Below are 15,205 nucleotides of genomic sequence, written 5' to 3'. Positions count from 1 at the left end.
TCTTTACAGCTTAATCGTAAAGCTTTGTGTCACAGGCTTGCTCAGCTCATCATAATCCCGTAGCTGTACGGTAAACGTATACGTCTTGTTGCCTGCTCCACTGTCTGCTGTTCCGCTAATCGTTCCTGTAAAGCGGTCCAGTGTGAAGCCTGCGGGCAGTTGACCGCCTGTCACCGTCCAATCGTAAAACGGTACGCCTCCCTTGGCCTCCAGCTTGGCCGTGTACGCTTTGCCTTTGACGGATGCTGGCAATTCCTTCGTCATGATTTCTGGCGCGAGGAAAGGAGTCAGATCCTTACGCAGCGGCCAGCCTGCTTTTTCTGCTACCAGCAGCGAAAGCTTCGTGTTCATCCAGCGCCGGGTCGGGAACAGATGGCGCCAGCCTCCATTTTGACCGCTCAATCTGTCGACTTCTGCAAGCTCTCCAGAGAGATGATAGCTGTCGTCCAGCGCGGCTGGTCTGTGCTGATAAGCCATAATATCCGGGTCATTGCCCGCCGCTTCCTTCAGCGCTTTGACACCTGGGAATGTGTCGCTGAATACAATCGCATGACCGAATTCATGCATGATCAGCCCATGCACATCCGTCACTTTGGACAGATCGGATTGATACCATTCTTCATCGTCCACGGATGTGAATGGAATCGCATCATCATAGAAATCCAGAATCAAACTATAGGAACGGTTCAGGTTCCCCGGGACAGTCACACCGTTACGTGTATGATAATTGCCGTTCGTGGCTGGAAAGCCCGTAGAATAAGGCCCGTTCAACCCTCTCATAAACACCCACATGCCTTTGTAGGGCTTATCATTTGTCACCTGTATTTCATTTTGCCAATCGTCTCCTGGCAGATGGTTTACCTCCGCGTTGGCAGGAACCTCATCGAACGGCGCCAGATCAAAGAAATAGAACCAGTCCTTCACCGCCAGCTCTGCGGCTTTTTTGGTAGCTGCATCATTGAAATAAGGCCTGATCGTATCGAATCTGTAGTCAAAATGGAGCGGGACTGTGGGCTCTTTATTATCGTCCTGATCCAACACGCGAATTGGAATGGACTGAGTAGTCGTGTGACCATCATTTCCAGCAACGGACATAGACAGCGTATAGTTCTCTATTTCACCGTTTCCTCCAATCCGGTCAGGATGGATGGCTAGCCGAAAATCTTTTTCCTCCTGTGCATTGGCAAAAGTCAGCGTTTTGCTTGCACCTTGCGCCCACAACGTACTTGGCAGATCCATCATCAGCCGGGACGTGCCCTGCGCATTTAACGTAACCGTTAACGGAAAAGCGGCATCCGCTGGCGGCTTCACTTTAAGCTTTACATACGGGTTCGCCAGATATCCTTGCCAATCAACCAGATCTATACCATAATCGTTCACTGTCCGACTAAAGATGTCGATGACTTTTACATCCAACTCCGCCTCGGCATAAGCCTGTTGACCCGGAATAGCTGGTGTCAAAGCCACAATGAGAGAAGCCGCCAGCGCGGTCAGCCATATTTTGGTGCATCTTTTATACGTGTTCATTTCATCTCCTCCATCTCGTTTTTGGATGACTTGCAGACCAGATCAATTGAACTGGAAAGTTACTTTCTTACAATAAAAGCAGATCCTTGGGTGAGGAGGTCAGAACCTTGACACCGTCATCTGTGATCAGCACATCGTCCTCAATCCGAACCCCGCCGAAGCCTGGAATATAAATGCCCGGTTCCACAGTAAGGACATGACCTGGTACGAGCACAGATTTACTTTCGCGGGACAGCCGTACCTGCTCATGAATTTCGAGACCAAAGCCGTGACCCAGACCGTGACCAAACTGCTCCCCATAGCCGTAAGAGGCAATCACATCCCGCCCCAGACTGTCTCCCTCCCGACCGCTTATGCCGGGGCGAAGCCCTGCAATCGTCTTCATATTTGCTTCCAGCACAATGGCATACAATTTCTCATGTTGTTCTGAGGGCTGGCCTACGAATACGGTACGCGTGATATCGGATAGATAACCACGCACATTTGCGCCAAAATCCATTGTGACGAACTCGTTCTGACCAATTTCCTTGTCACTGGCCAGTCCGTGCGGCAGCGCCGAACGCTCGCCTGAAGCGACAATGAACGCAAAACCGCCTGATTCCGCGCCTGCGAGCCGGAGCTGATATTCCAGTTCCGCCGCAATCCTCCGCTCTGTAACCCCAGGCTGAATATAATTCAGCACCTCCGTGAAGGCAGCATCGGTAATACGCGCAGCTTCGCTAATGGTGCGAATCTCTTCTTCGTCCTTCACATCGCGCAGCCGTTCAATGACATCCTCCGTTTGTACGTACTCCAACGAGCCCAGCGCGGCTTGTAGCTGTCCCGACTGTTGAAGTGTGACATGTCGGCTCTCCAAACCCAGTCTGTGGACACCCAATTTACTTGTGAGATCAGCCACGGTGTGGAAGATTTGCGCCTCATGCCGAATCACTGAATATTCCACTGCCTGATCTGTTGCCTGCATCATATAGCGGAAATCCGTCACTAAAAAAGCCTCTTCCTGCGTAACAAGCGCGATTCCAGCCGAACCTGTAAATCCGGTCATATAACGTCGATTGGGTCCATGTGTGATAAGCAGTGCATCTATCTCTAGAGCCGGGAATTCCGAGCGTAACCGGGCCAGTCTGCCAGGAACACCCTGTAACAGTTTTGTCTTTTGACTCTCTTCCTCTTTCACTCGTACGCCTCCTTATTCCACATCTCTTTTCAGGGCATATGCCTTGGAACACACTCTCCACTTTGAACACATGTATGCTCTTCTCGCTGCCGCATTCCCGTAAGTCCTGCGCCCAATTCTCCGTCTCTTTTTCAAGCATATCAGCGCGTCCCAGCTTCCTTTTAGCCTTTAATCCCTGTCAATGTGATGCCTTCGATAAAATAGCGTTGTCCAATAAAAAATATCAGGACGATGGGAGCCAAAATCGTGCTGGAAGCCGCCATCAGGTAAGGCCAATTGGTATTGTTTAATCCCCGGAAAGTCGCCAGCCCCAGCGCTAACGTAAAATGCTTTTCGTCACTTAAGTAAATAATCGGGCCCAAAAAATCGTTCCACACATCAATAAATGTAAATATTCCGATCACAATTAATGCAGGCGAAGATAAAGGAATAATGACGCGCCATAGTACAGTCAGAGGCGTACCTCCGTCCATATAAGCCGCTTCGTCCAAATCGCGTGGAATCGTCAGCATGAATTGTCGCATCAAAAAGATGTTAAACGCCCCTCCACCGAACCATGCAGGAACAATCAGCGGCAGAAATGTATTCAGACCGCCCAGCTCACGCCACATCACGAAAGTGGGAATTAGCGTCACGGCGTAAGGCAGCATCATCGACCCGATCAGCAGGGAAAAAATCAGATTACGTCCAGGCCAGCGTAGGCGGGCAAAGGTAAACGCCGATACAATCGAGGTCAACATCACTCCTGCCAGCACACATACCTCAATCATGAACGTATTCATAAAATACCTGCCGAACGGTACTGAAGTGAGCGCTTCCGGGTAATTGCTCCATTGAAAAGGAGAGGGTATCCACTCTGGCGGGAACACGAAAATTTGCGATGTCCCCATCAGAGAGCTGCGAATGAGCCATGCAAATGGCAACAGCATTAAAACACTACCTATAATTAAAACGATATACAGTACAATACGGCTGATTGGGAATGGTTTGGAACGGGTGGCGGTAGCAGGACTTCGGGAGCGTTCAGGCTGTGGAAGCGGATGTTGTGGTGTTTCTGAAGGATTGACAGAAGAAGTGACCTGATTCATGAACGTTCCCCTCCTTCATAGTGAACCCACTTTTTGGATGTGGAGAAAATCAGAACCGTTAGCACCATGATGACGAAAAATAAGATCCAGGCCAGCGCTGAGGCGTAGCCGATTTTAGTCTCCGTAAAGGCCGTACGCCACAAGTAGAACACATAGAACAGGGTTGAATTGTTAGGTCCCCCGTTGGTCATAACATACGCCTGATTGAAGGCCTGAAAGGTGCTGATTAAAGACATGACCAGATTGAAAAAGATGGTCGGTGTCATCGAAGGAATGGTAATGTGAAAAAATTTATGCCACCTATTGCCGCCGTCTACCTCAGCTGCTTCATACAGATGGGTGGGAACCGACTGAAGTCCCGCCAAAAAGATAATGACCGTGTTCCCGATCCCCCAGGTGCTCATCATAATCAGCGAGGGTATTGCAGTGCTCTCGTCATAAATCCATTTGCTCCCTGGCAGTCCAACACCCTCCAGCAGCGAATTTAACAGACCAAAATCCGGGTTGAACATCCATAGCCACAGCATCGTGTTGGCAATACTCGGCACAATGGTAGGTAAATAATAAATCGTACGGAACACCGACAAACCCTTCACCTTTTGATTTAATAACAGCGCAATGATAAAAGCTGCCGCCAAGCCTAGAGGTACGCTGCCCAGTGCATAATATGTGGTCACGAACATGGATTGGGAAAAGGTAGCATCCTCGGTCAAAATGGTTCGATAATTGTCCAATCCGATAAAGGTCATCTGTCCGCCAATCGTCCAATCGGTTAAGCTGAATACGAACGAGGCCGCGATCGGTCCAATTGTAAATATCATTAATCCGAGGATGGCAGGAAGCGCGAATAGCAGACCCCAGTTTCGCTCCATGCGCATCATTCCTGATTTTGGTCGCTTCATGGGCTGTTCTCCTTTCGCAGCTGTCCCGCCGCATTATTCATCCGGGTATACTCCTTGAAGCAATGGCTGAATGATGGGCTCCAGTTCATCCAGCGCCTGCTGCGGCGTCTTCTTGTTCGTCCAGATCAGATCCAGCCCTGGGGTCAGCTTGGAACCAATATCAGGCCAGTTGCGAAGGGTCGAAGTGGACGGCTTGATCGCATAATCTCTGGCATACTCAATGCCAGCCTTTTGAAATTCCGGTGGATGTGCGGCATTATTGGTCCATGACTGGATAGCCTGCTCATCGGTATAATATTTTTCCTCGATAGGCATCCACAGACCGGACTTGAACAAATCCACCTTTTCGGGATTGTTATGGTACAAATAAAATTCGAGCGCTTCCTTCGGGTGCTTGGTGCTCTGGAAAATGACCGTGGCTCCCGCAACGATCATCGTTTTGGGCTCTTTTAGCTTCGGCAGAACGCCGATACTCCATTGCAGTTGCTTGTTGTTCGAAAAATCGAGCAGGGACCATGTCCCGTCCACCACCATGGCGACCTTTCTTGTCTGAAGCCGAATCGTATTGGACGGCATGTCCTGCTGCTGGATCAAATCAGGAGAAACATGTTCCTTGAAAACCAGATCCTGCAACTTCGAAAATACCTCCACTGACTCAGGGCTGTTCAGGGTGTACTTCTTGCCTGTTTTGTCAGTCAAACCTCCACCGTTGCTCGCTAAAAGCGGCCCCCAGGAGCTGCGGTCATTGCCGAAGGCAAAGCCGTATTGCACAATATTTTTCGGATCAAATCCACTGTCTCCCGGATGCTTGCCGTTCTGATCCTTGGTCAGCTTTTTGGCAATTTCCAGAAATTCATCCCATGTCCACGCTTTTTGAGGATCAGCCGGAGGGACGGGTACCCCTGCTTCTGTAAACAACTCCTTGTTGTAAAATAACTGCATCACTTCCAATGCGGTGTAATTTCCGATAGACTTGCCAGGTTCGCTGTAGAGATAGGAGGATTTGAGCTTGTTTTTTAATTCGGGATATTCGTCATAATAAGAGGATAAATCCAGGAGTCTGCCTTCACTTGCCCATTTCATTGTGAGGGAATCGCCCAGGTAGGCGATATCAGGAAGCTGATTGGCAGCCATTAACGTGTTAATTTTCGTCGTGTAGTCACCAGGGACATGCTCGCCCTTCACCCGGATGTTCGGGTGGGATGCATTAAAGCTTTGAATCATTTTTTCCATCGCCTGCTTCTCGTCATTGCTTCCCCAGTACATGAACTTGAGTTCGACCGCATTTGGATTAGCCGGTTCGCCAGCGTTACCACTGCAAGCCGTCAGCCCTGTCAACATCGCCGTCATCACGAGAGCCATCCATGTCCGTAACCTTCGTTTCAGCAAATCAACCGGCCCCTTCCTGAACTGGTTTCTCCTTACAAGCCTATTATGCGCCGAGAGCCCAGAGCCGACCACCCAACGACTCCAGACTCTCTTTGTTTTGGTATGATTTTTTTAACAGCGCGTTTACAAAAATGTTTTACGAAACTCCGTCGGGGTCAGTCCGGTATGCTTTTTAAAGGCAATACTAAAATAGTTCGTATCTGTGAATCCCACTACCTCCGCTACCTCCGCCACCTTGCGATTCGGGTCCAGCAGCAGTTCTCGGGCTCGCTCAAAGCGAACACGCGTCTGGTAGTCGGCGAAGCTTTCACCTGTAACCTGCTTGAAACGGGCACTCAAATACTTGGGGCTCATATTCATGTACTCTGCCAAACGGTTCAGCCCGCCATCCTCCTGAAGATGCTCGCGAATCCATTCCTTGGCCCGTTGGAATTTGCGTGGTATGCCCTTCTCGCGTGATTCTCGGACATGACGACCCACCCGAACAAAATAGCGCGATACATAATCAATCATCTCGGGCCCATGCCGTAATCGGGACAGCTCCAACAACGGGTCCTGCTCCTGCATGGACGTTTGTCCTACAGATGCATCACTCTGGACGATCCGCATGACGAACAGGACGAGCTGAGTGACGATCATTTTCACCTGCTTGACAGGCAAGCCCGCCAATTGTCCTGACCATTCCTGTAAAATCGCATGTACGGCAGCATCATTGCCAGCTCGAATTTCCGTAATCATCAGTAGTTCCTTCTCCAGTAATTGACTGCTGTTCGGCTCGGCCGTCTGAATGCTCTCATAGGGGATGATCTGGCTATAGCCCACCCACCCCCGATGCTCCGCCGCTTGCACAGCTTCCTCATACGCTTCGGGAAGTTGCTCCATCCGTTGTACGGGACGGCTAATCCCGATGGACACGCCCTGGCTCAATCGTTCCTGCACGGCCTGCCGAATCTGCTGTGCCGTCCGCTCCGCGGCCCTGCAAGATGCCGTCGCCAGCAGCACAACACGTCGATCGCGGGAAACCGCCGCACCATGCGCCTTCGCCCCGGCTGCTGCCGCAGCCTCCCCCGCCAGCCCGGCGAATACATGGCTGCTTTTATGCATGGAACCGTGTGGCTTGCTAGTGGCGGTTGCCTCCTGCTGCGACGACTCCTCCAGCTCGCAGCACAGTACGGTATAAGGCGGTCCACTCGTCTCGCCGAAAAATCCCAGTCCGTCCATCTCTCGAATGACCTCGGCTGCAGGACGCCGCTGCTGGAGCAAATCCAGCAGTAGATGCTCCCTGTACAATGGCTCCAATGAACGATGGCGGTGAATGGCATCCTCCTCGCTTCTTCGCCATTGCGCAATGCGATCCTCAGCCCGGCTCAAAGCCACTTCGAAATCCCCGCTGGTCACCGGCTTGAGCAAATAATCGACCGCTTGAAGCGAAACTGCCTGACGAATATATGTCATAGATTCGTACCCTGTTAGAAATAATAACGGGGTCCGCTGATCCTTTTCCCGAATGGTTTTTGCTACGTCCAGTCCACTCATATCCGGTAAATTAATATCCAGTAAAATCATGTCCGGTCGCTGCTCCGTATACAAACGTAATGCCGTTGCGCCGTCCTCCGCCACATCACTGACTTCCACTGAAAGGCCACTTTCCGCCACCATCAGCTTCAGTCCTTCCCGAATATGATATTCGTCGTCCACAATCAGCAGCCGGTACATGCCATCCTCCCCTTTCTTATTCGGTTCGAATGGGTGCCAGTAAAGTAACCGAGGTGTACTGACCCGGCTCGCTTGTCACGGACAGTCCATATTGCGGACCATAATGCCGAAGACGTTCATGCACATTGCGCAACCCAAAGCCAATAGCATTCCCCCGTTCCGCATCCAGCGACTTCCGGATATCGTTCAGACGCTCGGCTCCAATACCGCCCCCATCATCACTGACCGTCAAACGCAACATATCCCCTTCCCTTGTACCGGATAACATGATATAGCCACGGTCGGTGCGCCCTTTTAAGCCGTGGTAAATAGCATTTTCGACGAGTGGCTGGAGGATCAGTTTGGGTACATAAAATCCGCAAATATCCTCCTCGACCTCGCAAATCCACTCGAACGAATTCCTAAATCTGAACTGCTGCACCTTCACATAGGCGCTTACATGCTCGACTTCCTGTCCCAAACTGATTTGCTCTCGGCCATAACTTAGCGAAATGCGAAAACATTTACCAAAGGCACCGATTACCTCTGCCATATCCCGTTGCCCTTTCGCCAATGCCATTCCCTTCAGTGATTCTAGCGTGTTGTACAAAAAATGCGGATTAATCTGCGCCTGAAGCGCGCGAAACTCAGCCTGCTTACGCGACAGCAATGCTTCGTAGACCTGACCGTACAGTTCATGATTTTTTTGCATCATATGAAGAAAACGCTGCCCGATCTGCCCTACCTCATCCTTAGGATTAAAAACAACGGAATTAGGAGCTTCGAAAGCTTGGGCTGAGCCTGTAGCGCTCACACTCCCATCGACCGCCATCAATCGGCTCAATTGAAGCAGGGGGCGACGAATCGTGTCACTTAGCCGATAAGACAGCATCCAGCCCAGCATCAATGCAATCAAAAAAGTCCAGATGGTCCAGGCACCCATTTTTCGCGCATCCTCAAACAGCACAGACTGATCGACTTTTTGCAGCAGCGTCCATTGTCCTTCATTTAACGGGCCGTAAGAGATCATCGTCTGGCGGCCGTTCCATGCTCTCCAGTCCTTCGTAAGCACAGGCCTATCCACAGCCGATTTGGCAATCTGCCGCAATAGCGCTTGGTCCGCAACACCCTGCTCCGGCAATCGGTATACAGGCTCGCCCTCCTGATCCAGCACCCACATCTGGGTATTGCCGTCTGTTTCATGAAAAGCAAGCCCCCGAAACAGACTGGCCTTGTCGATTTCCAGCAGCAAAAATCCGAGGGGTGCATAATCTCCAGTCGTTTTTCGAAGCAGCTTCCCCACATAGATGCGATCCTCCGTCATCCCGCGTCCGGATTCAAACGGCGAATGAGCCATCCACATCATGGGCCGCTCGGCGAGTAGGCGGCGATAGTACACACGTGCTTCCTCTAATGTAGGAAGGCCGCCAAAACGGACCGAAACATTCCCTTGATAGAGAGAATGCTTGAGCCCGCCATTGGCGGCATATATGAGAGAGGACGTGATATACGGCTTGGTCTGGGTTTGCGTACGGACCACCATACTGAGTGTTTCATCGTTCCGTAAATATTCATAATCATCTTCCGGCTTGGCCTCCAGCGTAGACTGCACATCAGGATTGCTGAGAATGGAATTGGTCAGATCATTCAAATCGGAGAGCGTCGCATTGACGTAATTTTCACTCATTTGCCGGGACTGCATAGCCAGTGCCTCCGACTTCTCACCAAGGGAATGGGCCGCGATCCGGTAAAAGGTAAAGGTCAGTACCACCATCGGAATGACGGTGAGTACCAGCGTCAGTACAATGAATTTCCCACGGATTGTAGGAATCCCGGCGAACTTTTGACGACCACGGCCTCCCATTCATCTGCCTCCCTTACACATAGGCTGGGAGCCATGTCCCGTGGGCTGCAATCAGGTCATCACACAGAGAAACAATATCATCCATGGACAGCTCTGCGGACGTGTGCGGGTCCAGCATAGCGGCGTGATAAATGTGCTCCTTTTTCCCGGTGATTGCAGCTTCAATCGTTAACAGCTGGGTATTAATATTCGTCCGGTTCAGCGCAGCGCATTGGGGTGGCAAATCCCCGACAAAGGTTGGCGTAACCCCGTTACGATTCACCAGACAAGGTACCTCCACACAGGCTTCCTTCGGCAGATTGGTAATTAAGCCTGTGTTCATCACATTGCCGCCAATGGCAAAAGGCTGATTCGTTTCGATCGCCTCAAATATATAAGAGGCATACTCGTTTGACCGTTCATGACGCAGATCCTGATTGCCCAAAAGCTCCTCACGCATCGTTTCCCATCGTTCAATTTGACTCACACAGCGGCGCGGGTATTCATCCAAAGGAATATTGAAGCGCTCGATCAGCTCAGGGTATGCCCGTTTGATAAAATACGGATGATACTCCGCATTATGCTCGGACGATTCCGTAATGTAATAGCCGAATTTTAGCATCATTTCAAAGCGCACCATATCCTGATGCTTTTCCTGTTGCTTAGCGGCGGCTCGTTTTTTAATCTCGGGATACAAATCTACACCATCCTTGCTCACTTCGAGCAGCCACGCCATATGATTGATGCCTGCGATTTTTGCCTTTACACCTTCCTGCTCCAGCCCGAGGCTTTTAAACAGCTCCGGTATACACGCCTGCACGCTATGACACAGCCCTACCGTACGGACACCGCCATAAACGTTCATCACATTCGTTAGCACTGCCATCGGATTCGTGTAGTTGAGAAACCATGCATCCGGGCACACCTCGCGCACATCTGCCGCAAAATCGAGCATCACCGGAATTGTACGTAAATTGCGGAAAATACCGCCAATGCCGACCGTATCGGCAATCGTTTGGCGCAGGCCGTATTTTTTGGGAATTTCAAAATCCGTAATTGTACACGGATCATAGCCGCCTACCTGGATGGCGTTTACCACATAGGTCGCCCCACGCAGTGCTTCCTTGCGGTCAGTGTAGGAGCGAATCACACAGGTGCTTCCTGTTGTTTTTTTCAAATTGGATAAAATATTTTCCGAATCTTTCAGCCTTATGGGATCAATATCAAACAACGCCAGTTCAAAGCCCTGCAATGCAGGCGTCAACATACAATCGCCAAGCACATTTTTAGCAAATACCGTACTACCTGCACCCAGAAATGTAATCTTGCTCATACTTTTTCCCCCATTCACATTTTTGTTCGCAGCTTTGCACTCCAAATGCAAGGATACCCACCGCCACTCTCCCCTTTACAGGAGGAAAGTGACGATGGGAAAGGTTACTCATAACTATGCGTTGTTGCCTCCCATTCAGGATCCCCCCGCTGATTTAGCGGAGCTGATAGGCCGAGGCGGTAAGGCAGATGTTACCGAGGGTGTCGTAGTTGGCGGGGTTACTAAAGTCTCCGGGCTAACCGGTGTTACCGATGGAGCCGCAGCCCCTCCTGCCTCAATCACGGTTACCTTCGCAATTGCCTTCAATTCTGTCCCCTCTACTTTGCCCTTCAATTCAAACGAACCTGGAGCAGCATATTGTGCAGGGTCTATATCCTCCCATTCCACAGCCGCCCATTTGGTGGATCCTTCTCCATACGTAGCTTCCACTACGCTTGGCAGTTCCGGTTTTTCACCGACATGTGTCGTTACATTTACTTCTTTTAACGCGGTAATTTTCTCAGTTGCCGCCAGATTCTGTGCTGTACCGGAGGCCAGACCTGCCACCTCGGTTGCATTCAAAGCACGGCTGTAGATACGGAATTCATCCACCAGACCATTGAAGTACGGATCAGGGTACTGAGATTTGCCGATAAAATTATTTTTGGTCTGACCCAGACTGATAGGATTTAAGGTCAAGTTGGTATTGCGTCCCACTTCTTTTCCATCCACGTACAAAATACCTGTGGAACCCGAAAGCGTGACCGCAACATGCTTCCATACGCCTGTCGGCAGTACAGGGCCTTCAATCGTCTGCTCCTGTCCCTGCCCGTTGCCTTGGTTGGTAATGGCAAACAGCATGGTATTTCCTGCTTTAGGCGTCAGGAACATATATTCATTCGTCCCGGAGCCAAAGTCAAAAATCCGCACATAATCGCTCAGGGTGTTCGCTTTAACCCAACCGGATACGGTCAATTGCTGTGCCCGACTGACAATACCCGCCGGAAGCTGCACATAGCTGTCCTTGCCGTTCAGACTGACAGCATTGCCTGTTTTACCCGCAGCCCATGCAGCCGTCCCCTTCACGGCAGCATCATTACCGCTGTCTGATGAATCCGCAACTACAGAACCGCTTGTTTCATCAAACTTGTAAACTGCGAGCTGTTCAAGTAACGGAGCCGCCGGTTCAGCTACCACCGTTACTTTAGCCTCCGCTGACAACTGAGAATCGCTGGCTGTCAGCTTGAACACATACGTTCCCGGCTCGGAAACGTCCACCTTCGTGCGCAGCGATGTTTTGTTACTGAATGTGACCTTCGCATCCTGTGGTCCTTCAACCAAACTCCACTCGTTTGTCACCTTTCCTTGCGGAAGCCCATCATCCGTAGCCGTGCCTTTCAGAATGATCTGATCCGGCAGCTTTACCTTCGAATCTTTGCCGGCATCCACGACAGGTGCTTTGTTCGGATCAGGTGTGGTCGATGTCAGCTCTACCGTGTAAGAGGATGCTGTACCAATCTCCAATTTAAGCTTGTTGGAAGGCGCATACGCATTAAACTTCCCTTGTGATTGACCGCCTACTTTAACCAAATACGTTCCTTTTTTCAAACCGTCAAATGTAACGTACGTGGAATGGGCTTGGCCCGGTGTTTGATTTTTCAGTTGGAGCCATACGTAATCCTTGGATGTTGCCAGCTTGGCTTCTGTATATTGGTCCTTTTCCAGCTCGATATACAGCTTTTCCGTGATCAGATTGATGCGCTTGAACAGGCCGTCCAGCGGCTTGATCGTATACACGTTGCCGTTTTTGCTCACCTCTGCACCGTAGCCCGTCAATCCGAAAATAGGATCAATCGCGATATCAGCACTTAACGTTTTGAGTGCACCGAACAATCCGAGATCAGCCTCACCGCTCATGCCGCGCCAGCCGTTAAAGAGCGGAACATTTTTACCGCCGCCAGTGCCGTTCGTGCCGTTATTGCCTTTTTCCGCTTGATACGTCCATGCGACCGCCCCGATGTTCTCAGGGTCCGAGCTGATTTGCCCGGAGTTAATCGCTCCGACATTGGCAATTTTAGCTGCATAGGACAACCGTTGTTGTTCCTCACGGTGATTGTCCTCATGATGGCGAATCCAGTCATCCATCGCATATCCAGCAAGCGAAGTCGTGTACTGGAAGTTAAACCAGTTCTCCCCGGTAATCGTCACCGGATCGGTGTAGTAGTACCATACGGGCATATGACCGCGTGCCGCACGGGTTTTGGCATTGATTTTACTCATCATTTCCAGGGCTTTACTTTGCTCGCCCTCTGTATCTATATTCTGCTTGGCTAACGTATATACAGCCTCTTCCCCTGTATTGTCGTAGCTATATTCAGAACCGTAAGGATACTTTGTATTTTTAAAATTGTTATATTTGCGATCCATTTTTTCCTTGAGATCATTCGCTTCATCATCATAGCCTTCATCATGAAGTGCCTGAATAATATCCGGTGTGGTCAGTTCGCCCATCAAACCTGTTTCCCAGTTGTACGCGACTGGCCCTTCATACAATGCTTTGAAAATGTTATACGCCCGCAGCAAATAGGTTTCCTTTGGATGCTTGTAAGTGACAAGATCCGGGTATTCCTTGGCAATCTTGTACATGCTGAAATACGTGTTGTATACGTGCGGATAAGCATACCCTCGATAGGTCGGTGTATCGTTAGGCTCTGGCATCAAGAAATCATGAATTAAATAATCCTCATGATGTCCGTTCATCAGATTCGTCCAGATCGCCGTCTCCAAATAATCGTCTACTGCCCGCACCTCTTTGGCGACTGGAGACAGTGTGTTTTTCTCAGCCAGGAACTGTCCGTGGGTCAGACCCCAATCGTCTCCCCAGCCCCAGTAGCCGTTGAAAATGTTGCGTTTGGATTTGGTATGCATCATCCAATCGTCAAATACCTTGTCGCGCAAATCACCCGGTACATTCCATTGGGTTTTGTCGACCATAAATGTAGCATGCCGTTGCAGCGCGAGATCAATCGGCTCGATGGCATAGAATTGTAACACCGTTTTATTACCGTTGCCGTATTCTACCGTTATGAAGCTTGGACCCAGCTTAGTAAATTTCAGTTCATAAATGTGATGTCCTCCGGGCTTGCTATCTGTCTGCGGAATAACGGTTCCGTCTGGATAGGTTACTTTGCTGATCGCCTGCTTGGAGCGCAGGTCCACCTTCGCCTTTTGATTCGTAGGAACGATCATACCCGGTACGACTGTTGTATCCACCAAGTTTTCTTGGTACAACGTATCTTTCACATCATGCTCGTCCTTCACCGCTAGAAACTTGAAACCATAGTTTTTGCTTTGACCAGGATTCAGGATCAAGCTGGTGTTGGGCAAATACCCCCGATTGGTGGACTTGATGACATTGGAATGAATATAAAATACATTGAGTCCTTCCAGCCATTTGCCTTCGTTGGCCGGGTTCCAGGCCCATTTGCTGCCCGGATGCTCCTCATCCCGCCAGTGATCCTGATACTCAAAGCCCGCACCTGTTGAGGAGTCAGGAATCAGTAGCAATGAAGAACCAATGCCGCTGGGACGTCCAGCTGTAATATAGGAGCTGTTATTGCCGACAAAGGAATGCGTCACCACTCTAGTTTCGTAGATCGCATCACCGTTGGTCCACTGCTCATTAAAAGGCAGAGGCAAACCGAAATCGCCAATCTCCAGTTTTTTTCCACTTGTATTCTGCACCTGTATATTCCACAACACCGAACCATTCGACTCTGCCGAATACGTTTCAATGACTTTAAAATTGCGTATGCCTTCTGCGTTACTTGAATTCTCGTACGTGACCGTGACACGGTTGCCACTGGTCGTGATCTTACGTGCATCTGCCGACTTGTTCGTCCATGCCTTCGTCCAGCTGCCTCCATCCAGTCGGTACGTGAACATCAGCTCCCCCAGCCATTGGTGATCTGCGGTGTTCTGCTCAGGTGTCACCGTTGCGTTCATCACGTACTCTGTCGGGAAAGCATCTCCCTTGATACGGATGGATGAAATTTCGCCATGCTCGCCTGTCTGAATCGTCAGCTTGTCATTGGATAGTTCATGGGCCTCTGCCGTATGCGTCCCAAACAGCACAGACGCTGTGGTTAAAAACAAAAATGCCGCCAATATTCCCTTAAATTTCATCAACACGGCCTCCTTTTGGATCTTGGGGTCCTGATTTGCTTGCCAACCACCTGAAGTCTCTTCATTTCGCCGCAACCTCCTTGGAAA

Annotated in this window: 9 protein-coding genes; all 9 read right to left on the bottom strand. The window is 50.2% G+C overall.

Going from position 1 to position 15,205, the window contains the following annotated elements:
• Window positions 1-3 precede the first annotated feature (3 nt).
• The 9 genes from ACWGXJ_RS05510 to ACWGXJ_RS05470 all read right to left on the bottom strand — a co-directional run bounded on the left by ACWGXJ_RS05510 (window position 4) and on the right by ACWGXJ_RS05470 (window position 15,118).
• The gene (locus ACWGXJ_RS05510; protein WP_452566350.1) at window positions 4-1,527 is read right to left on the bottom strand and encodes an Ig domain-containing protein; all 1,524 of its coding nucleotides are present in this window, start codon (window positions 1,525-1,527) and stop codon (window positions 4-6) included.
• A 67-nt stretch (window positions 1,528-1,594) separates the two neighbouring features.
• On the bottom strand, window positions 1,595-2,704 hold the full coding sequence (locus ACWGXJ_RS05505; protein ID WP_452566349.1) for a M24 family metallopeptidase: 1,110 nt from the start codon (window positions 2,702-2,704) through the stop codon (window positions 1,595-1,597).
• Window positions 2,705-2,865: 161 nt separating this feature from the next.
• Entirely contained in the window at window positions 2,866-3,792 is a 927-nt protein-coding gene (locus tag ACWGXJ_RS05500) for a carbohydrate ABC transporter permease (protein ID WP_250259252.1), read from the bottom strand.
• Window positions 3,789-4,694 carry a carbohydrate ABC transporter permease gene (locus ACWGXJ_RS05495; protein ID WP_235307454.1) on the bottom strand — a complete coding sequence of 302 codons (906 nt, stop codon included), beginning with the start codon at window positions 4,692-4,694 and terminating at the stop codon, window positions 3,789-3,791. The genes ACWGXJ_RS05500 and ACWGXJ_RS05495 overlap by 4 nt, the downstream gene beginning before the upstream one ends.
• A gap of 33 nt (window positions 4,695-4,727) precedes the next feature.
• A complete protein-coding gene (locus ACWGXJ_RS05490; protein ID WP_348621695.1) occupies window positions 4,728-6,083 on the bottom strand; it encodes an ABC transporter substrate-binding protein in 1,356 nt (451 codons plus the stop codon).
• A gap of 123 nt (window positions 6,084-6,206) precedes the next feature.
• Window positions 6,207-7,799: a response regulator gene (locus tag ACWGXJ_RS05485; protein ID WP_452566348.1), complete on the bottom strand. Its 1,593-nt coding sequence runs from the start codon at window positions 7,797-7,799 to the stop codon at window positions 6,207-6,209.
• Window positions 7,800-7,815: 16 nt separating this feature from the next.
• The gene (locus tag ACWGXJ_RS05480) at window positions 7,816-9,642 is read right to left on the bottom strand and encodes a cache domain-containing sensor histidine kinase (protein WP_452566347.1); all 1,827 of its coding nucleotides are present in this window, start codon (window positions 9,640-9,642) and stop codon (window positions 7,816-7,818) included.
• 13 nt (window positions 9,643-9,655) lie between these two features.
• The gene (gene melA / locus ACWGXJ_RS05475; protein ID WP_250259257.1) at window positions 9,656-10,954 is read right to left on the bottom strand and encodes an alpha-glucosidase/alpha-galactosidase; all 1,299 of its coding nucleotides are present in this window, start codon (window positions 10,952-10,954) and stop codon (window positions 9,656-9,658) included.
• A gap of 135 nt (window positions 10,955-11,089) precedes the next feature.
• Window positions 11,090-15,118: a DUF5695 domain-containing protein gene (locus tag ACWGXJ_RS05470; RefSeq protein WP_452566346.1), complete on the bottom strand. Its 4,029-nt coding sequence runs from the start codon at window positions 15,116-15,118 to the stop codon at window positions 11,090-11,092.
• Window positions 15,119-15,205 lie beyond the last annotated feature (87 nt).

This window comes from Paenibacillus sp. S33 (assembly GCF_053615415.1).
Note: the sequence above shows the minus strand (reverse complement) of the source record. Positions and strands in the feature narration are given on the sequence as shown.